The 26,901-nt window shown below is 70.9% G+C and carries 9 protein-coding genes and 6 pseudogenes; 13 read left to right on the forward strand and 2 right to left on the reverse strand.

What is annotated here, in order from left to right; translation table 11 throughout:
• The first annotated feature begins 2,589 nt into the window (after window positions 1–2,589).
• Complete coding sequence (locus tag UK94_RS01605) at window positions 2,590–3,225, forward strand: 3'-5' exonuclease (protein ID WP_055748387.1); 636 nt, start codon at window positions 2,590–2,592, stop codon at window positions 3,223–3,225.
• Window positions 3,226–3,340: 115 nt separating this feature from the next.
• Here UK94_RS01605 and UK94_RS36690 read toward each other — a convergent pair.
• Both UK94_RS36690 and UK94_RS72570 read right to left on the reverse strand, forming a co-directional pair.
• Window positions 3,341–3,591 (reverse strand): annotated as a pseudogene (locus UK94_RS36690) (2'-5' RNA ligase family protein); the annotation flags it as partial.
• Between the two features lies 1 nt (window position 3,592).
• Window positions 3,593–4,012, reverse strand: a pseudogene (locus tag UK94_RS72570) (2'-5' RNA ligase family protein); the annotation flags it as partial.
• Window positions 4,013–5,777: 1,765 nt separating this feature from the next.
• Here UK94_RS72570 and UK94_RS36700 point away from each other — a divergent pair.
• The 12 genes and pseudogenes from UK94_RS36700 to UK94_RS01745 all read left to right on the forward strand — a co-directional run.
• On the forward strand, window positions 5,778–5,981 hold a 204-nt coding region (locus tag UK94_RS36700), incomplete at its 3' end, for a hypothetical protein (protein WP_235486078.1).
• Window positions 5,982–6,745: 764 nt separating this feature from the next.
• Window positions 6,746–7,046: pseudogene (locus UK94_RS36705) on the forward strand (SAM-dependent methyltransferase); the annotation flags it as partial.
• A gap of 1 nt (window position 7,047) precedes the next feature.
• Window positions 7,048–7,513 (forward strand): annotated as a pseudogene (locus tag UK94_RS36710) (SAM-dependent methyltransferase); the annotation flags it as partial.
• A gap of 494 nt (window positions 7,514–8,007) precedes the next feature.
• On the forward strand, window positions 8,008–8,223 hold a 216-nt coding region (locus UK94_RS36715), incomplete at its 3' end, for a hypothetical protein (protein ID WP_235486080.1).
• Between the two features lie 1,217 nt (window positions 8,224–9,440).
• Window positions 9,441–10,310 carry a PHP domain-containing protein gene (locus UK94_RS01645; protein ID WP_055748395.1) on the forward strand — a complete coding sequence of 290 codons (870 nt, stop codon included), beginning with the start codon at window positions 9,441–9,443 and terminating at the stop codon, window positions 10,308–10,310.
• A gap of 956 nt (window positions 10,311–11,266) precedes the next feature.
• On the forward strand, window positions 11,267–11,578 hold the full coding sequence (locus UK94_RS01655) for a hypothetical protein (protein WP_055748397.1): 312 nt from the start codon (window positions 11,267–11,269) through the stop codon (window positions 11,576–11,578).
• Window positions 11,579–14,256: 2,678 nt separating this feature from the next.
• Entirely contained in the window at window positions 14,257–14,778 is a 522-nt protein-coding gene (locus UK94_RS01675) for a hypothetical protein (protein WP_157734059.1), read from the forward strand.
• On the forward strand, window positions 14,742–15,878 hold a 1,137-nt coding region (gene nhaA / locus UK94_RS01680; RefSeq protein ID WP_235486082.1), incomplete at its 3' end, for a Na+/H+ antiporter NhaA. The genes UK94_RS01675 and nhaA, both read left to right, overlap by 37 nt.
• 8,428 nt (window positions 15,879–24,306) lie before the next feature.
• The coding region (locus UK94_RS01730; RefSeq protein ID WP_235486084.1) for a 6-carboxytetrahydropterin synthase at window positions 24,307–24,645 on the forward strand (339 nt) is incomplete at its 3' end.
• A gap of 125 nt (window positions 24,646–24,770) precedes the next feature.
• A pseudogene (locus tag UK94_RS72580) lies at window positions 24,771–24,879 on the forward strand (hypothetical protein); the annotation flags it as partial.
• A 1-nt stretch (window position 24,880) separates the two neighbouring features.
• Window positions 24,881–25,316: pseudogene (locus tag UK94_RS01735) on the forward strand (hypothetical protein); the annotation flags it as partial.
• Window positions 25,317–26,062: 746 nt separating this feature from the next.
• A complete protein-coding gene (locus UK94_RS01745) occupies window positions 26,063–26,812 on the forward strand; it encodes a hypothetical protein (protein WP_055748412.1) in 750 nt (249 codons plus the stop codon).
• The last annotated feature ends 89 nt before the right edge of the window (window positions 26,813–26,901 follow it).

Here is a 26,901-nt window from a genome sequence, read left to right on the forward strand (position 1 = left end):
CGACGGCCACACGCTGCGCGGCTCNGCCTACGGCCATCGCCTGTTCGCGGTTCCNGGCGACGGCGAGGTGAGCCGGTTCGACCGGCTTCTGGCACTGCTGCGACGTGAGGATGCGACGAAGAGAGCGGTCTCGGTCGCGTTCAACGAAGCCGAGCTGAACATCCCACACAACATCGACGTCTCCTGCATGATCGCCCTACAGTTCCTGATTCGGGACGGCGCACTGCACCTGATCTGCTACATGCGGGCCAACGACGCCGACCAGGGCCTGCTGTCCGACGTCTTCTCCTTCACCCTGCTGCAGGAGTTCACGGCGAACCTGCTCGGCGTCGGTATTGGCACCTACGCCCACCACGTCGGCTCGATGCACATCGGTGACCGGGACGCCGGGCGGGTCGAGCGAGTGCTGGTCGAGGCGAGCACCCTCGGGCCGGGACGAGTCCGCTTCCCCTCGGCGCGGATGCCGGCGACGAGCTGGGCAGACCTGGCCGTCCTCGCGGCCCACGAGGAGGCGTTACGGCTCGACCGCGACCGGATCGTCCCGGCGAAGGTCGACGACACCGGCCTGGCGCCGTACTGGCAGCAGGTGCTGCTGCTGTTCGAGGTCCAGCGGCAGATCGTCCACCAACCGGGCCGGCTCCTGGACCGCGCCGTCCTGGAGGCGTTGCATCCCCGCTACCAGTGGCTGATCTCCCACCNATGGCCGGAGCGGATGCCGGCCCCCCTGGCGACCTCGAGGAGCTCGGCGTGAGGACGCATTCCCGGATTCCCGGCACCGTCCTGGACGGCATCGACTGGTCCCGCTTCAGCGTGGTGCTCCTCAAACCGGACTGCCTGCGCCGCCAGCTCGTCGACGACGTCATGGCCGTGATCCGCAGCGCCGCGGACGTCGTCGTCCAGGAGCGGGTGACCGTCGCCGACTGGCAGATCTTCGTCCACTACCAGGATCTCCTCGCCGACAAGGACTGGTTCACCGTCGACGTCGTGGACTACCTGCGCCGCACCTACATCGACAGTCAGGTAGTGATCGCGCTGCTGCGCGGTCCGGCCGGCGTCGACACCCCGGCGGCGATCCGGGNGCTCCTCGGCCACTACGACCCCCGGCAGGCCGCCCCGGNCACCATCCGNAGCACCTTCGGCGTGGACGACCTGGCGACCTCCCGCCGCGAAGGCCGGCTGATCGAGAACCTCATCCATACCTCGGACGACGTCGGCGCCGTCTGCCGCGACTTCGGGACCTGGTTCGGTGCCGACCGTCACCAGCTCCTCGACCTGCCCCCGACCGACAGCGAGAGGAACGTGCCGTGAACCAGNAGACTGCCGTGACCCCACAGGTCGGCGGGGGACCGCGCCAGCTCAGCGTGATGACGGCCGCCGCGCAGGCCGACCTCGACCCGTACATGGCGCAGATCGTGACCTACCNCAAGAGCGGCCTGTCCCTGAACCACATCATCGGCTGCCCGCTGGACTGCGGATACTGCGTGCGCCATTTCTGGGGCGACTTCGAGCACAAGACCCCGCACCTGCTCTGCCCCACCGACGATGCAGTCGAGCTGCTCCTCGGACATGAAGCGTTCCGCCCGTCGATCACCCCGCTGCAGATCTTCAACAAGGCCACCGACCCGTTCCTGCCCGGCGTCAAGCCGCACCTGTTCCAGGTGCTGCGTGCCCTCGACGACCGCGGCCTGGACAACCTCGTCCTCATCATCACCCGGTTCACCGTGACCGCCGCCGACATGGCCGAACTTGAACGGCTGCGCCACCTGCGGGTCACGCTGCTGTTCACCTACTCCGGGATCACCGACAGCCGCGTCGAGCCGATCTCCAAGAGCGCGATCACCACCACGTCGATCGCGACTGCCTGCGCGCACCGGAACCGGACCCGGGTCGTGCTCTACTGGCGGCCGATCGTGCCCGGCTGGAACGACCAGCCCGACACCCTGAACCACGTCCTGTCCGTCGGAGCCGACACGGACGCGATCGTGTTCACCGGCTACTACCACAAGCAGCAGAACTCGACCTACCTACGCGACCTCGGCGTCGAGCTTCCCTACCGCGACGAGGAGTTCCACCGACGCAAGACCATGCCCGACGACCTCGACGCCCGGGTCATCGCGGCCTGGCGCGCATCCGGGATCGCCACCCCGCTGTTCCGCAAGACAAGCTGCGGCGTCTCCGCCGCGCACGCCGCGGCCGACTACAACGGCCACTGGGGCGTCCCCGAACTCTGCGACATCTGCCCCACCCGCCAGATCGACCTCTGCCGCGCCGGCCACCGCCAGCCCACACCGNCAGAGTTCGAGACAGTCCTAGCCGACCTCGGCTACACCTCGGACTACCTCCTCGACGACGGCCACGTCTGGACCCACGGCCTCGGCGAACAACGCCGCTACGCCATCCAGCACACCCTCGGCTTCCAGATCTGGGAACTCGACCAGCCGCACTTCCTCCACGCCCACGGCCGATCCCTCACCGGCCACCCGCCCACCGCAGACCAGGAAACCGAACTCGCCGNGGTGCAACGCGCCTTCGGCACGGCAGTACGGTTCGATACCGACGACTGACTTCGCCCCGACGATCGGATGCCCGATGATCGGAACCTGGCAGGACGCCGCGCTCGTCGCGATCGACCTCGAAGGCACCGGCGCCCAGGACGGTGAGCAGGAAGACGTCCTCGAAATCGCCCTCGTGCCCCTGCGCGCCGGCGCGATGCAGATCGCCGAGTCCTACACCACGGTCATCAACCCGGGGCGGCGTATCGCCGCCCGGCCATGGCACTCACCCGGCCTGACGAACCAGGTCCTCGCTCGCAGTCCACCACTTGGCCGAGTGGAACCCGAGCTCGCCGCCCGGCTGAATGGCCGGATCCTCGTCGGCCACAACGTCGGCGTCGACTGGCGTCTGCTGCACCGCCGGTGCCCCACCGTCACACCCGCCGGGCTGCTCGACACCCTTCGACTCGCCCGACACCTCGGCGTGCGTACAGGTAACTCCCTCACCGCATTGCTCGACCGACACGACCTCACCCGGCAGGTCACCGAACTGGCAGCAGGCAGCCAACCCCACCGCGCACTGTGGGACGCAATTGGCGCCGGACTACTCCTCACCGCCCTCACCCACCAACTCGACAGCTCCCGACCGGCCACGCTCCACGACCTCGCCGGAATCCCCCTCAGCCCCCCTACCCCAGCACGACCCACAGGCGAACAGGCGGAGCTGTTCTGAGACAGNCCGACCTTTTCCGCGCGAAACAGAAACCCCCGCAGGCACCGGGCTCCGTAGCGAGNGTCGCCGCCGCAGCGTCCCGACCGCGCGGCCCCGTGACTGGCCGACAGCACCGTCAGCCGTGGAGGGGGAGCGTTGCGATGGTCGACCAGCGGTAGACGTGCTCGTCCCGGCTCAATTCAATCAACTGCAGGGCGGTGACCGTGGTGGTGATGGCTCTGGGCTCAATACCGGCGAGCTGGTGGCGGAGCGGTCCTGCGGGGGCGTCCGTGGCGGAGTAGAAGACCGACACGTGGGGGGTGAAACCGTCGGGCCGGTCGGGTATCCGGTTGCTGCCCCACACCTCGCCGATGGCGGATCGCGTGGNGGCGCGTAGCGCATCGAGCGGTGCCCATGGTGCGACCTGGAGCATGACGGCCTCGGGATCGGCGTCAGCCGGGCCGAGGGTGATGGTGAACGGTGCGAGCTCGCCGCAGCGTCTCCGGGCGGCTTCGACTATGGCGTCGAGGTCGGTCGTGGTGACTTCGTCGGCGAAGCCGACTCCTTGCATGGTCAGATGAATACCCTCGTCGGGCACCGGGTCCAGCGATCCCGGCAGGTCGATCGCCGCCCGGTAGTAGCGCGCTAGCTCTGCCACTTCGGGCGCGTCGGCAAACGTGACGTGAAAGGTGAAGGCCGAGCGTCCCATCCGCCACCCGGGGCGCCACCACCAGTGTTCCCGCATGCGCTCCAACCGGGCGAATGCCTCCCTGCGGGCTGCGGCGTGGTCTTGTTCCCGTGTCGACATGCCCGGCAGCTAACCACCGGGAAGGGCCGGATGCGCTGGGTTCTGCTGGTCGGNGGCCAACTCGGCCAGGTCCCGCATCGCTGGAGTCGACAGGAAGCGGCGGCCGGCGTCGAGGAACTGGCCGGTGCGTATGGCCACGGTGGCAATCGGCCGGGAGGCGGAGATGCTGAGAGCCTCGACGACGAGGTCCGCGGCGCGGTCCGGATCGTCCTCGGACAGGTACGTCAGCGCGATGTCGATCCGGGTCAGCGATCGCGGTCCGGTCATCTCGGCAGCATCGAAGGGGCCGAGGGCGGCGAATGNCGCCCGTCGGGAACCTGTCAGGTCACCGGCCGAGAGCAAGGCGGTGGCTGCGTTGNCGTCGATGCGGGCCTGGCAGTAGCCGTCCAGCGCGAGGCAAGGGCTCACCGTACCGGGCGGGTTGGGGCGAGCAAGTCCCTGCGCGCGTTCGATGGCGGCCTTCACCATGTGGAGATCGCCGATCTTGCCGGCTGCGCGGGCCTGCCCTTGGACGAGCAGCCGGGCCTGCTGGGCGCCACCGCGGCTGTACTCCAGGCCCGACATAGCCAGCGAGAGGCAATCGGCGTACTCGCCCGCGTAGTACTCGGTGAGCGCCTGCGTGGCCCGTACCCACGCACGCAGCTCGTCGTCATCGGCAAGATCGGCGAGTTGGTATGNCTCATCACAGTAGGCGCGCGCGGTGGATAGGGCACCTCGGTCAACAGCCAGCGACCCCAGCAGGCCAGACAGGCGGCCGGCGATCCGATGGAGACGGGCGCGTTGCCGCAACGTCTGCCGATCATCGAACAGTCTTTCGACCCACTGTCGTTGCTCGATGAGCCGAGGTGCGAGTACCAGGGGCCCCAGCCGCTCGTACTCGCTGACCATGTCGACTGTCATCCGCTCCAGGCGATCAAGGGTCGTATCGGACACGTTGGACGATCCAGCACGCCGCATCCTGTCCACGATCATCATCGTTGACTCGAAGAGTCCGACGTCGTCCGTTCGNCCAGTTGTCGGCTGCGGCGGCAGTCCGGGACGCAGACCGAGATCTTCGACGGTGGCCTGGAACAGACGGGACAGCAGTTCCGGGTACGGCGGCCGAGGCAAAGCAACCCCACGCTCCCACCGCGACACAAGGTTCCCATCGACCCCGACGCGCACGTTGAGGTGGTCCCACGCCAGATTTGCGAGCTCCTCGCCGAGCTGGCGCTGACTGAGCCCGGCGCTCTCGCGGCGTNGCCGAAGCTCCCGCCCGAAGTTGCTGTCGTGAACCGGCATGACCCTCCTCCCGTCAACGAGTCCAACTGTAGTCGTATCGATGCAGATTGTGAAAGGTGCCCCCTGTGGCCTACTGGTTCGCCTAGGCGTTCGGCGGTGCGCCTACACGAGGGCCTTGCCTGACGCCGACTCCTGTTCGCTTTGGGCGCGAAACGCTCAGGACGGCGCGTGAGCGCCGATGGCTTCTTCAGACCCCTCCCTGCCCGCGGCGCCTTTCTATCGGATGCCATGCATCTGCGTCTGCTGCGGGCGGGGAGGTTCCATCCCGTCATCCTGAAAGGGCGTCATGCCGCCGTTCAACGACAAGATGGCCCCGCATCGTGCGGGGGTGCTGGATCTGAGCCCACGGACGACCGCGCCGGAGGAGCCGGCGGNCAGGGTCCTGGAGTGTTTCGAGGAGCTGGGGCTCTCCAACGAGACCATCCGTGTGGTGCTGGGTCTGTCGGCGACGTACCGGCGGCGTCGGCGTGNGATCGAGCGGCAGATGGCTGGTCTGGCGCACGAGCTGCGGACCATGCCGGAGTCGCTGACCGATGAGGGGCTGGTGGCCCGGGAGCCGCTGCACGCGCGGTACGCCGCGCTGTTCGGTGAGCTGGGGATGCTGGGCGACGAGTACGTCGCGCTGGTGATGGGCGCGCTGTCGGAGACCGAGCAGCTCAACCTGATGGAGCTTTACGCCGCGGAGATCNGCGACGAGCTGGAGGCGCTCGGCGTGGTGATCCAGGATGCGGTGGCTCCTCGGTTCGGGCTGGTGGGGCTCGACGAGCCGCCCGGGGAGCCCGTGGGCCGGTCGCTGGCGGCGGCCGTCTCCTAGGCCCCTGACCGGCCGCCTGCCGGGTCCCCTCCGACGCAGGCGGCCCCCCCGTCCTTCCCTTTCCGCTTCCGCTGGCGTCGGACCGGAGGTTGAGCTGGTTCCCGCCTAACCCTGAGTCGTCTCCTCGCCCACGCCGCGCCGGCTCCCGCCGGGTACTCCGCGGGGATCCGTGGGTGGGGAGGCTCCATCTCTGTCCCTGACGGGAGCTTGCGTGGACACCATGGTCGTTCGGGACGGTGAGCTGGTGACGGTCCGCTACACGTCGGCGGGTGTGGACCGGGGGCTGCGGATTCCGCGCACGGCTTGGACGGCTCTGGTTGCCGCGGTTCGTGCGGGCACGTTCGACGGGCTGGGTGAGAGGTGGGTCCGCTGGGTCGCTGGCCCGGCGATCGGCTTTGCGTGTCTCAGCGGCAGGCAGGTCCATCTCCTCCACGGGGATGGGGACGGGTTGACCCGGGAGTACCGCCTGCCTGTCTCCATCTGGACATCGGTGACCGCGGCGGTCCGCGGTGACCTCGAACATCGACAGGACTGCGTTGGACATGTTTCAGGATGAGGAGTCCCGGCCGGATGCCGGTGCCGGGTGGAGGAGCCTGATGGAGGATCGCGCCCCGGTCGAGCTGAGCATCGACCGGCCNCATTCGGCGCGGATGTACGACTACTACCTGGGTGGGAAGGACAACTTCCCGGCCGACCGGGAGGCCGCTGAGGACGCTCTCGCGGTATTTCCCAACGCGCGGGTGATGGCCCGGGAGAACCGCGCGTTCATGGCTCGGGCGACCAGGTATCTGGCCGGTGAGGTCGGGGTCCGGCAGTTCCTCGACATCGGCACGGGTATTCCTACGAGTCCGAATCTGCATGAGGTCGCCCAGCGCATCGCCGCGGACACGCGGGTGGTGTATGCGGACAACGACCCGATCGTGCTGACCCACGCCCGTGNGCTGCTGACCAGCACCCCGCAGGGGCGGACGGCATACCTCGACGCCGATCTGCTTGACCCCGGGCGGATCCTGTCCGCGCCGGAGCTGCGGGACACCCTCGACCTGACCCGGCCGGTTGCGGTCTCCCTGATCGCCATCCTGCATTTCCTGCCGGACGGCGACGCGGACCCGTACGGCATCGTGCGGACGCTCGTCGACGCGCTGGCCCCCGGTAGCTACCTGGCGCTCACCCACGCGACCGCGGATCTCGACCCGGCGGCGCAGGAGATGGCAGCGGTGTACCAGGCGCAGGGGATCACCGCGCAGGCCCGAAGCCGCGTGGAGGTGGGCCGCTTCTTCGACGGCCTGGAGCTGATCGACCCCGGTGTGGAGGTGGTGCACCGCTGGCGGAGCGACTCCCCGGTGCCGTCTGAGCTGACCGATGCCGCGGTCAGCATCTACGGGGCGCTCGGACGCAAACCATGAGCGCGTTCACCCCGGATGATCCCCTGCCCGCTATCGAGGTGGATGGGGCAGTGGATTCCGAGACTGTGCGGGAGTTGTTGCTGGAGGGGGCCGGTGCGGGCTCGGTCCTGACCCTGTCCAACCAGGACCTNCCGGGCCCGTGGGTTAGCGCGGGCCAGCCGGTGGACACGCTGGAATCGGTGCCGGAGGACTGCATTGACGGTGTCCTCGCCGTTCAGGGGTTCACCACGGTGCCGGTGCGGCCCCGGATGGGCCAGATCGCCCGGGTGCTGCGGATCGGGGGCTGGTTGGGTTTGGCCCAGTCGGATCACACCTGTACGTTCGCGGGCCTGNAGCTGGGCGGGTGGACAGGCCGGGAACGCCGGGCCCTCGACGCGGCGCTGCTCGCTGCGTTTCCGCACCAGCGGGGCGCGGTGGTCGAGGAGCTGATCTGGGAGGCCCGGGGGCAGGGTCTGCGCNCGACCCGTCTGCATCTGGGATTCGCTCACCGGAAGGTGGGGGCCGGGGATCTGGATGACTACCTGCGTGAGGGGCCTGCGGCCGGGATACCCGGCCCGCTGGATCGGATCACCGCCGCGGCCGGGGTGACGCTGGCCGACCGGTACGCCGAGGCGTGGCAGGAGGCGACCGCGGCCGGTCCGGTGACGGTGTCCACGCCGATGGTCGTCCTGGCCGCGCGACGGGTGGCGGGAGATCCGCTGGCGCCCGTCNCCGGGCCCGCGCGCCGTCTCCCCTTGCTGGCCGAGCCGATTCGCAGCCCTCGCCCGGAAGCAGAGCGGGCGATCATGGATGCTCTGGGTAGACATCGGCGGCGCTGGGACGACCTGGTCGCCGGGACGCGCAGCGAGTCCCGGCGGGAACGGCTGGGGTCGGCATGAGGCCCACCCGGCCGTCGACCGCCGCCGTCGGGCTCGGGCCCGGCGGCGGGCTGGGCCGCGGGCGATGAGCGGCGAGGCGGACCGCCGGGCGCGGTGGACGTTCGCAGAGGAGGATCCCCTGCCGCTGCTGGTCGGCGGGGCAGGGCTGAGGGACCTGGTGTACGCACGAGCCGACCTGGGGTCCGGTGCACGGGTGCTGGATGTGGGCGGGGACCCGCAGCTGTCCCGTGAGGTGGCCGAGCACGCCGGTGCCGGCACCGAGGTCGTGGTGCTCGCAGGCGACGACGCCCAGGTCTGGAACGGGCTGGCGCTGGACGACGGCGCGGTGGGGCTCGTCGTCGGCAACGACGCGCTGCGAGGCCCACTNGTTCCGGCACTGGCCGAGATCGCCCGGGTGGTGCGCCGCGGCGGGTGGGTCAGCCTCATCCAGCCGGCGCATGACCGGGTGTTCACGCCCGCGCTGGCCGAAGACGGGCCGGTCCCGCCGCGGGTACTGGAAGGCGAGGTGATCTGGGCGGCGCGCGCCGTCGGACTGCTGCCCGTCATGGTCGGCCTNGGATTCCAATACCGTGAGGCCCCGGTGGGCGCCGTCGACGGTGTGCGCAGCCCGGTTACGGCCCTGCCCGTCACGCTCGCGACTCCGGTCGTGCAGATCGACGCTGTCCGCGTCGATCCGCGTCCGGACCGTGCCGTTCCACCGGGCAGCGGGCCCGAGTGGTACGAGGCCTACCGGCGGGCGCTCGACCAGGCCCTCGCCGCGGGGATCCCGCCCGCCGCCTGGCAGATCGCGCAGGCGATCGGCAACCACCTTGCCCGCGAGAACGACCCGCTGTGCCACTGGCCGAACAAGGTCGCCCCCATGTGGACTCCCTTTCACACTCCTGGCGGACCACGATGACACCGACCTCTGGAGAGGCGATGCCGCCCGACGATGAAAGCGACGTGAACGCCCAGCTCCTGGCGGAGTACAAGCGATTCACCCGCAAGTGCTTGCGGTTGCTTGGTGCCGCTGCGCTCGTCGCGATTGTTCTCATGCTGTCGAGGGTCCTGTGAGCGACCACGACGACGCTGACCTGCATTCCCATTCCGGAGAGTCGGACGGGACCGTCCGCCCGAAGGTACTCGTCCGCCTGGCCGCCGAGGCGGGACTGACATACCTCGGGTTGACCGATCACGACACCACCAGCGGTATCGATGAGGCCGCCGGTGCGCTGCCCAGCGGGCTGACGCTGGTGCCGGGCGCGGAGCTGTCGTGCTCGGTGACGGTGGGCGGCAGGCTGCGCACGGTGCACGTGTTGGCCTACCTGTTCGACCGCGAGGACCCGGCGCTGTGCGAGGTGATGGGCCGCGTCCGTGACGACCGGGAACGGCGGGCCCGGGAGATCGTGGCGCTGCTGGCAGCGGACGGCCACCGGGTGACCTGGGAGGCGGTGGAGGCGCTGGCCGGGACTGGGTCGATCGGGAAACCGGTCATCGCCCAGGCCCTGGTCAACGTCGGTGCCCTGGCCGACGTCGGGGCGGCGTGGACGCCGGAGTGGCTCGCATCCGGTGGCCGCTACCACGTGCCGAAATGGCAGCCGGACGCCATCGACGCCATCAGGCTGGTCGAGGCGGCGGGCGGGGTCACGGTGCTCGCCCACCCGCTGCGCAAGGACCGCGGCGGGCTGCTCACCGACCAGCATCTGGCCACGTTGGCCGCGCACGGCCTGTTCGGGATCGAGGTCTTCCATCCCGAGCACGACGCCGACCAGCAGCGCCGGCTGCGCGGGCTCGCCGCCGATCTCGGTGTCGAGGCGACCGGGGGCAGCGACTACCACGGCGACCGCAAACCCCAGCCGCTCGGCGCGCACCGCACCTCCCGCGAGGTGGTGGAGCGGCTCATCGCGTCCGCGTCCGGTGCCACGCCGATCCGCGGCTGATGGGCATCTGCCGGTCGCGGCGGGTCCGGGGGTCGGATCTCGACGGCCTGCCCGAGCAGACCCGGCGGGACATCGAGGAAGCGACGCGGTCGGCGAACGTGTGCCTCGCGATCGCCTTTGCCTCCTGTCTTCTGATCATTGTCATGGCGCACGTCGTCTAGATCGTCCGGGCGGGCTGTCGCCGGTACGGACGGAGAGTTCTGAGGAGTGCAGGTGGGGGAGATGACCGCGGGATCGGCGGTGTGGTCGGGGCGGTTTTTGGGCGTGCTCGATGCTGCGGCCAGGGCGGCGGCCCTCACCCTCGGCGTGGAACAGGTCCTCGACGCCCACACGGTGATCGTCTGGCAGGACGCGCCGGCGGACGAGGTGGTGCTGCTGGTGACCGGCTGGGCGCGCAGCACCAGCATCACGCCGTCCGGGCGGATCGCGATACTCGACATCCACCATCCCGGCGACATCCTGGCCGACCGGCCAGGTGCGCCGCGGGCCGCGACGGTAACCGCCGGCAGTGCCGCACGGGTGCGCAGGATCCCGCACCGCGACATCGCCGCGTTCCTGACCACCTACCCGGGGGCCGGGGCTACGTTCCGGCAGAGNCTGTGCGCCCAGCGGCGCGCCACCCGCCGGGCATGGTGGACAGACCCTCACGTCCCGGTCCAGAACCGGGTGGCCAGGCTCCTGCTCGATCAGGAGCAGGCGTTCGGTCAGGACCCGACGCACACCGGCGGGATCCCGCTGGTCCAACGCGACCTCGCCGCCATGCTGGGCATGTCGATGTCCCTGGTCCAAACCGCGGTGAGCGGCCTGCGTAACGCCGGCTATCTCGAAGTCGTCTCCCGCCGCATCCATCTCATCAACCTGGCCGGGCTGCACCTGCTGGCCGAGGAACCCCCGCCCACGCAGGGCCTGCGCTGCCCGCTGCGGGCGGAGAACTGCGTGGTCTGCGGGGAGGGCCGGTGACCCGCCCGCCCTCACGCGGGCGCGGCAGCCGGTTTCGCACCGAGCATCGTGCGGCGCTGCTCCGGCTCTCCGCACGCCCACCCCAGGTGCCGGCCGGCCGCCTCACCGACGAGCAGGAACGTGCGTTCCGCGCCCGCACCCGCCGGGTGGGCATGATCGGCGTCTGGTATGCCGCCGCAGCCGCGGAGCTGCACCGGTCGGATCGGCGTCCCGCCGGCATCGGCCTGCCCCCGGCGGCCGCCGGCGCCGACAGGTCCGAAACCGATGGGCCGACCGCGGCCTGGTGGGGGCGGTGCGCTGATGGATGAGGAAACGACCCCATCGCCAGAGCGGGACCTGTGGCGGGCTGCTGGGGACGCGCGGCCGCCGGTGGGGGAATGCGTCGTGGCAGTGGCCGCGCTGCTGGCTTTGATCCTGGTGGCGCTGACAACTCCGCATCTCCCATGACCGGTGATACGGCGCAGGTGCGGCACCTTCACGCCGGCTGCCGTGCCTCCGGCGTGTCTCGGAGCCGTCCGGAGTTGCAGCGGTGGGCAGGCCGGTTCCTCGGCGATCTGGACCCCCAGGCCCGCGCCGCCGTCCTGAGCCTGGGCCGCGGCGACGCGATCGCCGCGGGTGGGCCCGTTGTGAACGTCGCGGGTCAGGTTGTCGTGCTGCTCTCCGGCTGGGTGAAGGTCACCGCCAGTGCGGAGACCGGGAGGTCGTTCATGCTCGCAATCCATCACGCCGGTGAGGTGGTGGACGTGGACGCACTGGCAGCGCAGGGAGGGGCGCAGGTGACCGCAGGCGCACTCACGCTGACCCGGCGGATCCCGGCCGCCGGGTTCGCGGAGGTTCTCGCCGCGCATCCCAGCGCCCGGGAGGCGCACTGCCGCGCGCAGTGCGCCCTGCTCCGGGACGCGACCCGGCAGTGGATCACGGGTCTCGCGCCGGTCGCCGTGCGCGTCGCGCGCACGCTGCTCAAGCTGTGCCGCGGCTTCGGGGGCCGGCGGGACACGGCGGGGCGAGTAGTGATCCCGCTGAGCCAGCCGGAGATCGCTCAACTCGCGGATGCCTCCCTTCCGGCGGTGCACCGTGCGCTGACCGGCCTGCAGGACACCGGTGTCCTCACGCTCCGCCGCCNCGCCATCGGCGTCGTCAACCTGCCCGCGTTGGTGGCCGCCGCCGGAACAGGCGCCCCGCTGNCCGCCCACGAGGCAGAACTGCCGGATTACTGCCCTGGCTGCCCGCGGCCGCCGGCCTCGGGGGGACGAGCCACGCCGGCCCCTCTTGATCGTGGTACCGAGGAGGCTGTGTGACCGACGAGGACGTGCGACGGCTGCTGTTCGGCGACGACGAGCAGGCCGTCGATCGGCCGGTACACCGACCCGTGACNCCGCAGGGGAGTCGTGTGGCGTCACCGGACGGGTTGNACTGCGCGCAGGCCTGTCTGGTCATGGCGGTGGAGAGGCTGGGCCACCCGCAGCCGCTGACCCTCGCCGAGGCCGAACAGATCACCGGCTTTCGGGCCGGGGTGGAAACGTGGCCNTACGCGATGCTCGCCTGGCTCGCCGAGAACGGCTTTGAGGTCCGCCACGAGGACCCACTCGACGCTGTCGCGTTGACCCGGGACCCAGAGACGGAGCTGCGACGCTCGGGCCTGGACGAAGAATCCCTGACCTACCTGCTGACGATCAGCGACTTCGAGCGGGAGCGTGCGGCGATCACCCNCTGTCTGGCCAGCAGACAGGTGTCCTTCGCCCCCGGCATCCCTGATCCGCGGCTGTTGCCGAGNCGGCTGCACGCCGGCTGGCTGCCGCTGCTGTGCCTGGACGCCGCGGTCCTCGCCCGCCGGGACCGGGGCGTGTTCGAGGGCCACATGGTCCTCGTGACCGCGACGATCGGCGACTACGCGCTGGTGCAGGATCCGGGGCCACCGGCCCGCTGGGACTGGGCAGTCCCCCTGCAGCACCTCGCGACGGCCCTGCGGTCCCCGGCCGAGACCTCCGGGACGATCACCTACGTCAGGCCGGCGACGGGACAAGCCGCGCCGAGCTCTGGACTGCGGTCCGCGGAGGCTCCATGACTCCCGCGATCCGCCCGAGGGCCGCGACGGTCCAGGGCCTGGACGGTGTGCAGGCTGGTCGGCTACGCGCGGCCCTGGCCTGGGCACACCAGCGCGCGAGCCGCACGGGGACGTTTCCTGCCACCTTGCTGGCGGACCGTCTGCAGGTGCCGGTCGACGAGGNGGCGACCCTGCTCAACAACCTCGCCCTGGTCGGCCTGGCCGAGCGGTACCGCGCGTCCAGTGATGCCTGGGTGTATGCCTGCGGGCCGTTGCTCGCTGCGGCGCCGGCCTCCGCCCCCGCGGCACGCCCGCAGGAGGAGATCCTGCCGCGCGAGCTGTGGGCGGCGATCATCATCGCCCAGGCCGAGACCGGCCTGGCCTCGGGCGAGGCCATCGCCGAACTGCTGGACACCTCCCGGCGCGTGGACCGGGTCGACGTNACGTTGCGCCTCGCGGTGCTGGCCGTGCGGGGACTGCTCCTGCTGGGCCCGGACCGGGGTGCCGCGCACCGCCAGTGGCAGGCGACCGCCCGCGGAACCTACCGGTCCCGCGACCTGCTCGCACGGGCGCTCACCGACCACGAGGTGTGGACGGTGCTCGACGCCGACCCCCTGGACGTCGACGTCGACGTCGACCTCCTCACCGCCGCCCGCCGCCTCGGCGTCTCCGCGGAACGGCTTGACGGCTGGGTGGACCGGCACACCCGCGCCGGTCATTTCACCCGGGTCGGCCCGGGGCTGCGGCTGGCCGACACCGGGTGGGAGGCGATCAGCGCCGTGCGGAAAGACCCGGCACCGTGATGCCGCGCCGCGCACCGAGTCCGCGGCACAGAACTGGCCCCTTCCGCTGCCTAGGGACGGAGCCGGGGTGCGGCACGCGGGGTGGTGCCCGCGCGCCGCACCCATACCCCGCGCCTGCGGCGGAGGTTCGGGATGCCGGGTGAGCCGTCGCCTGGGGCAGGGGATCGAGCGGGTGGCCGTCCGGGACCTGCGCGCGGCGGTGCTCTGGGCCCAGGCCCGCACCGCACACGCGGGCGTGTTCTCCGCCAGCCAGGTCGAGGTGCCAGCGACGGCCCAGGACGTGAGCCGCTGGTTGAACGTTCTTGCCACGATCCGGCTCCTCTCCCGCTACCAGACGGTGAGCGGCATGTGGATGTACGCCTGCCGACCCCCGCTCGCCGTGCCCGCCCCGGACGGCGTACGTCCGCTCGACACGATCTCGCCGCCGGAGTGGTGGGCCGCGGTGGTCACGACGCAGCTCCAGACCGGAAAGGCCTCCGCATCGCAGATCGCTGCGCTCCTCGACACACAGACCGGTCGGGTGGACCGGATGGACCTCCTGCTGCGGCTCGCGGCGCTGGCCGCCGGCGGGCGGCTGCGCGCCTGCACCGACGGCACCACCAGGCTGCCTCCCACCGACATCGGATGGACGACCGTCACCACAACACCACCGCCACCATGACGCGCCGGGCCAGCAGCGGGCTGGCGGTGCTCCTGCGGGCGGAGACCACCGGCGGGCTGCTCCTGCTCGGCGCGACGGTGGCCGCGCTGGTCTGGGCGAACGCCGCACCCGGCGGCTACCACGCGGTCTGGTCCACACGGGCCGGCCTCGGCCCGGCCTGGCTGCACCTCGCCGACATGCACCTCACCGACTGGGTCGCCGACGCCCTGCTCGCCGTCTTCTTCTTCACCGTCGGCCTGGAACTGCGCCGCGAACTGACCGTCGGCACCCTGGCCGACCGCCGCAGCGCGGCGCTGCCCGTCGCCGCCGCGGCCGGCGGCATGCTCGCCCCCGCCTTGCTCTGCCTGGCCCTCACCCACGGCACCGATGGCGCCAGCCGCGCCTGGGCGATCCCCGTGGCCACCGACATCGCCTTCGCCCTCGGCGTCCTGGCCCTCGCCGGCCCCCGCGCCCCCGCCGGTCTGCGCACCGTGCTGCTCGGCCTCGCCGTCGCCGACGACCTCGGCGGCATCGCACTCATCGCCCTCGGGTTCAGCAGCGGGATCGCGGTGGGCTGGTTAGCCGCTGCCGCGGTGCTGCTCGCCGTCGTCGCGGTGCTGCACCGGCACCGGTGGGAGTCGCCGGGGCTGCATCTGCCGCTGGCTGTGGCGGTGTGGGTGTGCGTGCACGCCGCCGGCATCCACGCCACCGTCGCCGGCGTCGCCCTCGGCCTGCTCGTGCGCGTCCACCCCGACCCCGACGAACCCGAAGCACCCGCCACCCGCCTCGAACGCCACCTCGCCCCGATCAGCGCCGCCGTGATCCTCCCCGCGTTCGCGCTCTCCGCCACCGGGGTCTCCCTCACCCCGTCAGCCCTGCTCCACCGAGGCGTCGCCGTCGGCCTGCTCGCCGGCAAACTCCTCGGCGTCCCCGCCGGAGCCTGGCTCGCCGTCCGCCTCCACCTCGCCCGCCTCCCCGACGGCCTCCGCTGGCGCCACCTCATCCCCCTCGGCCTGCTCGCCGGCATCGGCTACACGGTCAGCCTCCTCATCACCCGCCTCGCCCTGGGCGACTCGGATGCTGTTGAGGGCGCGTCCACCGCGATCCTCCTGGCGTCCGTCNCCGCCGCCCTACTGGTCCTCGTCNCTCTGCGCGTTATCCCCGCCGGCGCAGGCCCAGCCGTGCCCTCCGGCCTGGCAGCACGCAGAGTCGGGGACGCAGCCGTGGCCGATCTGTCACCATCTGTGCGATCGGAAGAACAAGAAGAGCAGGAGACGTGATGACGCTGGGGACCGTCGTGGCCCGGATGCTCGCCGGTCTGGACGAGCCGTGGAACGGCACCGGGCCGCGGCGCAACGTGATCTGCATCCACGGCGGAGATCCTGCGGCACNGTCTCGGCAGTCCGAGGTGGTGCAGCGGGAGGCCCACGCGCGCCGACGAGCGCGCACCCACACCGTGCGGATCGACGTCGCGGCGATGGGTAGGGACCCTGAGCGATACCTGTTGGCGCTGCGGGCCGGCCTGCAGACCGGACCGACCCCCACGGGTGATCTTCCCGTGTTCGACGCGGGACTGCTGATCTACTGGGCCCGCCGGTATCCGACGGTGTCCCTGGCACAGGTCGTCACCCGGCGGACGGTGCTCGGGCCCACGACGGCGCGGCTGCGGGCCGCCCGCGCCCTCGCCGATCCGGCCTGGACGACGCCCGGTGACATGGAGCTGCCCTGGCCCCAGCTGGCCGAGACACCTGCCTTGGCGTCCCTGCGGCAGCAGTGCCCGGTGTTGGACCAGGTCGTCACCGGCCGCCTAGACCAAGCCCTGCCGTTGCTGCCCAACCTGCTCGGATGGGATCTCCAACGTCAACGTCAACGGTCGCAGGTCGAGGTCACGGTGGTCCTGGAGGCCGTGGACGCCGTCCGCAGCCTCTGGCCCCGGCTGGGTGACCTGGAGGACGTGATCGTCTGTACTGCCGCGGACCTGCCCGCGCTGATCGTCGTGACCTCGCAGTCCCCGGTGGACTGGGCGTCACCGCAGCGCGCGCTGTACCTGCACCACCATGGCGCGGCGAGATGGCCCGGCCTGCTCGGCAGTGGCCCCGACAGCGACCTGATCGACGCCGCCGAGGACGCGGCGTGACGCCGACGGTCATGAACCTGGGCGGGGCGCGCCGGAGGAACGGTGGGGGACTCTCGCCGAGCTGATCACCAGCGTGGCACCGGATGTGCTGTGCGTGCAGGAGGTCACCGGCTGGGGGACGACGGGCAGCGGCGCCTGAACAGCGTCGTCCGCGAGCTGGGGATGGACGGCGGNCGGCTGGCCCCGGCATCGACTTGGTACCCACCGGGGTGCTGTGGCGGGAGCCGGCGAACCTGATCGACCGGAGCGACGCCTATGCCGCTAGACGCTGCACGGCTTCGGGGGCGCACTGGTGCGCCTCGGGACCGCAGAGCAGCTGGCGGTCCTCAGTAGCCACCTCACCCCGTACAGCGCCGCGCAGGCCGCGATCGAGGTGCAGCGCCAGGTCTGCAGCTCACTGCCTGAGTGGGGGCGACGGGCGGGCTGATCGGGGCTTCTCGCGCCGCCCGAGGGTCCAGATGCCGGCGAGAAGGAGGAACGCGAAGAGCAGAAGCCCCGCGTCCAGGACGGTGAGCAGCAGCGCGCGGTCGCGGAAGCTGAGGGTGCCGGTGAGGGTGACCCGGAGCGCGCCGACGACGAAGACGATGGCCACCGCGAACACCACCAGCAGTTCCAGGGAGCGGACCGCAAGACGCTGGGCGCGGGCCTGCTGAGGGGCGATCGAGGCGGCGAGTTCCTGCCTCTGCTGGATGCCGGCGCGTTCTCGCAGGTACTGCTCCTGGAGGAGGTCGTGGCTGATCCGGGTGCCGATCGCGGGCAGCAGACGCAGCGCGGTGTCGATGGAGGCCAGTGCGTCGGCGTAGTCGCCGCACAGGCGTTGGCCGCACGCGAGCCGAAACCAGAAGACATGATCGCCGGGGAATGCGGCGACGGCGTCGGCGGCACGTCGGTGGAGCTGCCCACCTCGGTCGGGGAAGGGCGGCGCGGCCGCCAGCGCGTTGAGGCAGACATCAACGANCGCGCGGGACCGGGGCGCACTCCAGGCCCGCTCGAGCAGGTCAAGTGCCGTGCTGGTGGGGATGCTGCGGCTGCCGAGCGCGGCGTAGGCACGCAGCGCGGTGAACAGCGGATCCTCACGGTGCTCACCGGCGGCGACCGCAAGCAGGGAGGATTCGAGGAACCAGGCGAGTTCGTCGAACCAGAAGTTCGCCCGGAGCTTGCCGGCGTGGAACAGCGTGACGAAGAAACAGATGTCGGCCGAGCCCTGGGTCGTCTCGACGATCCGGCCGGTGGCGAGGGTGAGGTCGTGGCGGGACTCGACGGAGTCCCGGGTGATGAAGGCGTAGCCCAGCGACCATCTCTCGATGATGTCCCGGCGGGCCGGTGGCTCGGTGTGCTCGTGCAGCCAGCGGGCGCAGCGGGCCGCGACCTCGACGGTGGGCTCGCGCAGGAACCGGCGGCGCCAGTAGCGGTCGGCGCAGATCAGCCAGGCGTCGGTGGCGAAGTCCGCCGACGGGATGTGAAAGGGGGGTTCGAGGTTCGCGTCGATCAGCTCGGCGGCGAGATCCTCGCAGACCCGGTCCAACGCGCGGGAGTCGGCGGAGGCTGCCTGACCGAGCCGCGCGTTGATCGATCCGACGTCCATGTGTCCCCTTCCGGCGGATCTTCACCGGATATGTACCACAGGGACGCGGATCGGATCGGTACCTACTGCGAACACGCGGGTCGATGCGGTCACCGCGGCCCACACCCGTAAGCGGATCACACTCCCGCGGCCCGCACGCCCCCGTGGCGGGCCGACATGACCACCGCCGGCAAGCGCACCTGCCATCTGCCGGCCGACTCCACCGCCGAGCCACCTACCGCTATTCGACCACGCCGCACCTCAACGCCCCACGCCGCGGGGGCGTAGGGACCAGCGGGCTGCGAACCCGAGGTACCCACCTCGGCGATACGGCACGCCGTCCGCCAGCAGGTCGTCAGGTCCAACGGCCGCACGTGTCATCGGCCACTGGGGGCGGCTGAGCACCGGGCAGGCCGTCACCGCCAGCGCCGCGCAGCGGCGGTGCAGAGCGGTATCGCTGACGATCCGCCCGTCGGCGACGACGACAACGGCGGAGTCGGGCAACAGCAGGCCGCAGACCTGGCAGAGCCAGTCCTGCTGGCAGACCCGCCGCCNCTCCCCGTGTAGATGCTCCCACCAGACCCGGCCGGCGATCACCAGCGTGATCCAGGGGACGGGCAGGCCGTCCCTCCGCGGCCGGGGCCAGCCGGCCGGGGTACCGGCGGCCTGCGGGTGCTGCCATAGTGGGATGGTCATCCCCGCCGCCGCGCACCAGGTTGTGGCGCAGACCAGCCATGCGTCCGCCACCTCCAGGCGCATCGGGATTCCGCACTCGGNACAGGGGCAGTCCGGGATGGCCGGGGGCCCTCCGGGCTGCTGGTCACCTCCGCGGCGGGGAAGGTCCGGCGCGCGGTTCACCGCGTCGACGGCTGCCGCAGCGGCATCGTCGCGTCCAGGGCCGCGTCGTCAGGGGAGACGCCATTGGCCGGGCACGGCCGGTTCCGATACTCCCGCGGGCCGCTCCCGCAGGTGAGGACCTGATGGAGCGGGCCGACCGCCTGTACACGTAGCAAACGATGTTCTGACGTCCCCGTCATGGCCAGATCGTCCCACGATCACTCTGGGAGGGGATCACGACGGGGACGNTATGCCCTTGCTGTGAAGCTCCGTGACCGGGGAGTTCTCCGCAGGCCAGCCACTGCCAGTGGATCAGCATGCGGCGCTCGGGGCTCGTTCGATCATCCTGAGCGGCTGCTGCCAGCGCGGCCACCTCGGGGTCCAGAACGCGCAGTTGGGAGCCGGCCGATCCTGCGAAATCACCGCGGCGGGCCGCCTGCCCGATCTGAAGTGCACGGCTGGTCACCTCCGGGGTGATCGGCAGGCCGCTGAGGATCGCGATGGCGGCGAAGGTATCCGGGCTGGGCCGCTCGACGGCGTAGCGTCCCGCAGCGTGGGCGGCTAGGACCGCGTCCTGAGTGGTGCCGTGCGGCGAACGGCCCTCGCTGGTCCCCCCGTCGCCCCGGTGTGGGATCGGGAGGTCTGGCCAGCCTGCCGTGCGCAGCAGGATCGCGGCTTNNACCGCAGGTTCGGGGCCGGAGACAACGAACACGCAGGCTCTGGCCAGCTCCAAGCGCAGCCCGATGCCGATCACGGGTTTTCCGGCCAGCCGGGCGAGGTCGTTGGCCAGCCTGCCGGGCTGGGAAGGCAATAGGACGATATCCATGATCTTCTTTCGTGGAGGTGAGCCGGCCCGGCTGGGCCGGCATGATGAGTGCGGGCGATCCGAGCCAGACAAGGTCCGGGCACCCGGTGCGGGCCGCTGTTGCGCGGTGTCGCGGTCATTCGACGCGGGCGAGCACGATGTCCAGCGGTTCGGGATCCAGGAGTCGGCCCAGGCTGACGTCCAGNACGCTGGCGATGACCAGCGCCTGGCCCAGGCTGATGTCGCGGCGACGACCGCTTTCCAGATCGGTGACCGCAGTGCNTGTCAGCCCGCACTGGTCGGCGACCTGTTGCTGCGTCAGCCCGCGGAGTTGGCGGATGGTGCGCAGCCTCTCGCGGACTCTCTGCACACCGGCCGCACTGCCCGCGTCGGAATCTGACACGAAGCCATCGTGATGATGTGCATTATTGCGACTCATGGGCCCATTCTAGTCGGAATCTACAACATCGTTGTAAGGGGTTGGGGAGGCCGTCCTGGCTGGCGACCCCCATGCGGACCGGACGGCAGACGAGCCCCGCTGTCGTCGGNGGACTCCACCTCCACCGGGCCACCGCGACGCGCGAAGGCCAGCAGCAGCGCGTCGGCGTTGTCGGGAGACCGGCCGGTGCGTTCCCGGATCTGCTCCTTGGACTCGATCACGATTCGGTCCCCGGCCCCCTTCTTCCAGCTGGGGTCCAGCAGCTGCGCGATCGTCGCATCCGCATTCTCCATCGCAGACAGGTCCCACCCGCGCTGCTCGGAGAGGAGTCGGNCGACCCCCCACCACAGCTCCGCGCGCACGTTCGCGTACTTCTCCGGCTCCCGGGAGGCCGCGCCGAACCTGATCGGGTTGACCGCGACTCCGCGCACCTTGTGCTGCTTCAGCCAGCTCCGCAGTGCTGCGGCGATACCCCACCCCGGCCCCCCGGCGTCGATGTTGACGGTCTTCGCCGCGGTGGCCAGCACTGCCTGGCCGATCAGCTCCACGGCCTGTTCCGGCTCCGGGGTGCGGGCCTGCCACTCCCGGCCGGCTTGGACCCCGCGGCGTTCCCGGACCACCGTCCAGTCGGTGCCCTCCCCGATGTCGACCCCGAGGCAGACCGGCCGCAGCCGCGCGGCCGGNCAGGGCTGGTCACGGCCGACGCGGCATCGGGCGACATCGGAGGTCCGGACGACCTTCCAGGCCACATCCTTCGGGAACCGTGCCAGGACCTTGGAGATGTAGATCGGGTTGTCCTCGCCCCATTCCCGCCGCTTCTCCTCCGCCCAGGTGCGCGACAGCAAGGCCTGCCGCAGCTCGTCGGGGATCGGCTCTCCGGTGAACGCGGGCGTTGCCGCGGCCGGAATGGTGATCACATGCCAGGACGGCAGCTCGNAGACCTGCGCGAAGTAGCTGCTTGGGTCGTCGGGGTTGCCGATGGCCAGGATCCGCGCGTTCTCGTTCGTCGCGATGGAGTCCGCGGCGATCCACAGCTGCTGGGGGATACCGCCGGCCTCGTCCAGCACGACCAGCGGGTACTGGGCATGGATGCCCTGAAAACCCCCTTCGTCATGATCGGCGGGCTTTCTCCCGAACGCGACCAGGTCGTCATCGATCAGCCATTCGGTTTGGTTCACCCGGCCCAGCGGCGGGTTCATCAGCCGGGACAGGCGACGGATCTCCCGCCACAGGATCGCCCGAACCTGCGGGAACGTCGGTGCCGTCGTGATCGCGAAGGCGCTGCCCGGGGGGTGGGTGTCCAGCCAGTGCGCGACCGCGGCCGCGGCCACGAAGCTCTTGCCGGCGTCGTGGCAGGACGGCACCGCAACCTTGCGGTGGACCCGCAACGCGTTGATGATCTCCTGCTGTTTCGACCACAGGTGGACTCCGCCCAGGCGGTCCCTGGCCCAGCGCACCGGCTCATCCCGGTAAAAGCCCATCCGGTTTCGGCGGGTCTGCTCCTCCACCCGGCTGCGGGCCAGCCGGGCAGCTTCGTGGCGTGCTCGGCTGTGGAGCTCAGGGGGCAGGCGGGCCAGCAGGACGTCGACCTGCCGGGCCAGGTCCTGCCCGCCACCGGCAATCACCCCTCCACCCCATCCATAGGGGTGATTGTCTAGGGGAAAGCGGTAGAGGATAGGGGTATGGCAGCGCGCGAGGTGCAGTACGTGCGGGTTCGTGATGTAGTGCCCGCGATCCGCAACNCAAAAAATCATGACCTGCTGCGGATCAGCGGACTGATCCGTCGCTTCGGCTTCGTGGAGAGCGTTGTCCGTGACGGGCGCACCGGCAGGCTGGTGGCCGGCCACGGCCGGCTGGAAGCCCTACTCACGATGGAGCAGGACGGGCAGTCACCCCCGGACGGCATCGCCGTCGACGAGGACAGCGCGTGGCTGCTGCCGGTCAGCGTCGGCTGGGCATCGCGTTCCGATGGGGACGCGGAGGCGCTGGGGGCCGCGCTCAACCGAGCGCCGGAGCTGGGGGGCTGGGACCACACCCAACTGGCCAGCATCCTGGCCGAGATCGACGACGCCGATCCCGACCTGCGAGCTCTCATCGGCTGGGATGACCGGCAGTTGACCAACCTGCTGACCCTGCTGGACCCCGACAACTGGGATCCACCGGCACCAGCCGCACCCCCCGGCCCCCACCCTCAGCCCGCCGCGGCGGGCCGGACAGACAGCGCGCCCGACGCTGGTGCAGGCGCCCCGCAGGACCTGATGCCGCGCATCGAGCTGACCGTGTCCAGCGACGTGTTCGAGGCCTGGCATGCCCTGCTGTCCAGCTACCCGGGGCGTTCGGACACGGACAAACTGATCGCCCATCTTCGTTCCACCGGCCACCTCACATGAGGCCCCCCGACTCGACCACCCCCGGGGGGCCGCCCACCATGAATCTGCTGTGGTCCTACGTGTATGCCCGCACCCTGAACCTGGATACCTTCCTGGGCGGCCTGCCCGTACCCCGGCTGAGATTCTTCGCCGACTCCGGCGCGCACAGCGCACGCACGCTGGGACTGGACATCAGCGTCGACGGATATGCCGCATGGGTCAAACGCTGGTCCCACTGGTTCACCATCTACGCGAACCTGGACGTGATCTGGGCGCCGCGTGCCACTTACGACAACCAGAAGAGATTGGAAGAGGTCCACGGGCTCCACCCCATGCCCGTCTTTCACACGGGCGAGCCGGTCAGCGTCCTGGAACGCTACCTGAACGAAGGCTACACCTATATCGCCCTGGGGAAGCTTCTCGGTAACAGCGTGAACGTCCTGCGCCCCTGGTTAGACCAGGTTTTCCGCATGGCAGAGGGCATCGCGGTATTCCACGGGTTCGGCATGACCGTCTGGCCGCTGCTGCAACGCTACCGGTTCTACTCCGTGGACTCCTCCACCTGGGGTGCCGGCGTGCGCTANGGCCGGGTGAACCTGTTCCATGACGGCCGGTGGGTGGAGTGTCGGCTGGGCTCGGTGGACTCCGCACGGAAGCATCACCACGTGCTGGAGGCCTACGGGCTGCCTGTGGCCNCTGTCAGCCGCCGGCATTACGACCCTGAACGGGTGGCCGGGGCCTGCGCGGTGGCGTTCCACCGGGCCAGCCAGTGGCTCACCGCACGCCTGGGCCCGGTCGCGTTGCCTCCAGGCCGGGGCTACCCGCCCCGGCCGGCTGTGGCCCAGCCCGCGCTGGTGTCAGCAGGGGCACCCGGTACGGCCGGTCCGCAGATCTACCTGGCCGACGCCTGGCATGAGGCACACCGCCGCCACGCCGCCGGCCTGCACATCTATCTGGCCGACGCATCAGAGTCCTGGACTGGCCGTGCAGCCAAGGGAATAGGGGCCATGACATGAGGCGAACTGTCGCCGTTGGACCGTTCCCGGTCTTCTTCGGGAACGTCAACACCGCGATGAACCTGCGCGGGCACTATCACACCNGCTCCGTGACCCTGATCTATGAGTCCACCGGTCCCCACGGCTACCCCTCCTTCAAAGCCACCAACGATGCCATCCGGGAACGCCTGCAACAGCTCACCGACCAGATTTTCCGGGATGCCACCAATGAGGACGTGACCGATCGGCTGTTCGCGGCGTTCGACGGATGGACGGCCCCGCAATGGCAGCAGTGGGGCGGTGACTACACCCTGCACGCGGTACACCTGGCTGTGCAGGGCGTTCTGGACTCCATCGGTCACGACGACTCCACCACCATCTACACCACCGCGAGGGACTGACGATGCCCGCCTTTGAGATCAGCAAGACGTTTGCCTTCGCCGCCAGCCATCGCCTGTCCGGGCTGGACGGCGACCACCAATGCGCCCGTCTCCACGGCCACAACTACACCGTGCAGGTCCAGCTCCACGGCGATTCGCTGGACACGGTCGGTTTCCTGCTGGACTACGGGGACTTGAGTCCGGTCCGGGCCTGGATCGATGCCACCTTGGACCATCAGCACCTCAATGCCTGCCTGGACGTCAACCCGACCGCGGAGCTGCTGGCCCAGTACCTGGCCGGGAAGGTCCGGGAGCTGGTGGCGATACCCGACGGGGTACGGGTGGCAGTCGGGGTGTCGGAANCCCCGCGCACGTGGGCGTTCTACCGCGAAGCCGCGCAGTGAGCGGCCCACACCGGCCCCGCCCCGACCAGGGCGCGCGGGGCGGCGCTGTCCACTTGCCGGTGGCGGAGGTCTTCGGCGCGACGGTGCAGGGTGAGGGGCCGGCAGCCGGCCGGCTGGCCACCTTCGTGCGTCTGGGCGGCTGCAACCTGTCCTGCTCCTGGTGCGACACCTCGTACACGTGGGACGGGGCCCNGTTCGACCTCCGCACGGAGATCACGTCCACCGCGGTGGAGACCATCGCCGCGAAGGTCACCACCGACCTGGTCGTGATCACCGGGGGTGAGCCGCTGCTCCACCAGGAACGGCCGGGTTGGACGGCGCTACTGCGCACCCTGACCCAGCAGCAGCGCACCATCCACGTGGAGACCAACGGCACCGTCCCCCCGACCCCGATGTCGCTGCAGCACGTGGCCATGTGGGTGGTATCCCCGAAGCTGCGCAACGCCGGTACGCATCGGGGCCGCCAGCGAGCCCGCCTGGCCACAGAGTGGCCGGCCCTGGCCGCCCAGCACGACGGCCGCGCACACCTGAAGATCGTGTGCGAGGGGGCGGACGACGTCCAGGAAGCCGCGCGGCTGGCCGAACGGTGGGGCTGGCCGGCAGGGCAGGTGTGGGCCATGCCGCAAGGGNCCAGCGTGGAACAGCTGGCTCAGACCTGGCCTGCGGTGGTGGAGGCCGCCGCGGCAGCCGGGCTGAACGCCAGCCACAGGCTGCACGTGCTGGCCTGGGGNCAGCAGAGAGGCCACTGACCCCGATGGACACGACGCGGGCCGTGGCCGCGGTNGAGGAACTGCTGGCCGCGCTCGAGGTGAACGAGGCCGACCACACCGCGGACACCCCCCGGCGGGTAGTCCGAGCCTGGCAGGAAACACTGGCCGGCTACCAGGCCGACCCCCGGCGGCATCTGGCCCGCACCTTCACCGCGCCGGACGACCCCGGGCTGGTGGTCGTGGCCGGCCTGCACCTGGTCACCACCTGCGCCCACCACCTGCTTCCCATCGTCGGGCGGGCCACGGTGGCCTACCGCCCTGCCCCGGGCGCGCCGGTGGTGGGGCTGTCGAAACTGTCCCGGGTCGTCGCGGACTACGCCGCGCGCCTGCAGGTGCAGGAACGGCTCGGCTGGCAGATCGCCTCGGCGGTCCAAGACTGCCTGGCACCGGTCGGGGCCGGCTGCGTCATCACCGCCGTCCACGGCTGCATGACGGTGCGCGGGGTCCGGCAGCCCACAGCGGTGACCACCACGGCGGTGTGGACCGGCACGTGGACGCCGGAACACCCGGACGTGGAGATGGTCGTCGCGGAGCATCGCGCAGCAGGGTAACCCTCTACCCCTCACCGCTACCACGGTCACCCCATGGGGTGGATGATGGGCTCCATGGCCGCCCGTGAGCTGGAGTACGTGCGGGTACGGGACGTGGTCCCGGCTACCCGCAACCCCAAAGAACATGACCTTCCGCGTCTGGTGGACCTGATCCGACGCTTCGGCTTCGTGGAGAGCGTCGTCCGCGACGGGCGGACCGGGCGGCTGGTAGCAGGCCACGGCCGCCTGGAGGCCCTGGAGGTAATGGAGCGCAGGGACCAGTCACCCCCTGACGGGATCACGGTAGACCAGGAGGGGGCCTGGCTCGTGCCGGTCACGGTCGGCTGGGCCTCCCGCTCCGACGACGACGCTGAGGCGTTGGGGGTAGCCCTCAACGCCGTCCCGGCCCTGGGCGGCTGGAACTCCGCCACCTTGGCCGAGACGCTGCGAGACATCAATGCGGTCGATCCGGACCTGCGCAGGCTGATCGGCTACGACGACGCGGAACTGGACGACCTGCTGGCCGGGCTCCAGGAAGACGGCGGCGGCTGGGACGACGACCCCGCCGAGCAGGCGGCCCCCCGGACCGGCGGGGCCGACCCGACGGACCGCAACCAGCGGCGCTCCACCAGCCTGGCGGAGCTGGCCGACGGCTACGACGACCAGGCATCCCGGATCATGGTCCTGTCCTGGGAGGGCCCGCGGTACGTGTGGGCCGTCCAGCAGCTCCGAGAGATCGCCGAGCAACGCGGGCTGGACAGCAACGCCGACGTGGTCCTGGCGCTCATTGCGGATGCCGTCGGACAGGCCCCGCCGGATGCCTGACTGGACAGTGGTGCCCGCCAGGCGCCGACTCAGCCCGCAGCAGGCAGGCGAGCTCATCGGNACCCGGGCCGCCGCTGCCGAGCCAACCA

The sequence above is a fragment of the Frankia sp. AvcI1 genome, assembly GCF_001420875.1.
GTDB classification, from domain to species: Bacteria; Actinomycetota; Actinomycetes; order Frankiales; family Frankiaceae; genus Frankia; species Frankia alni.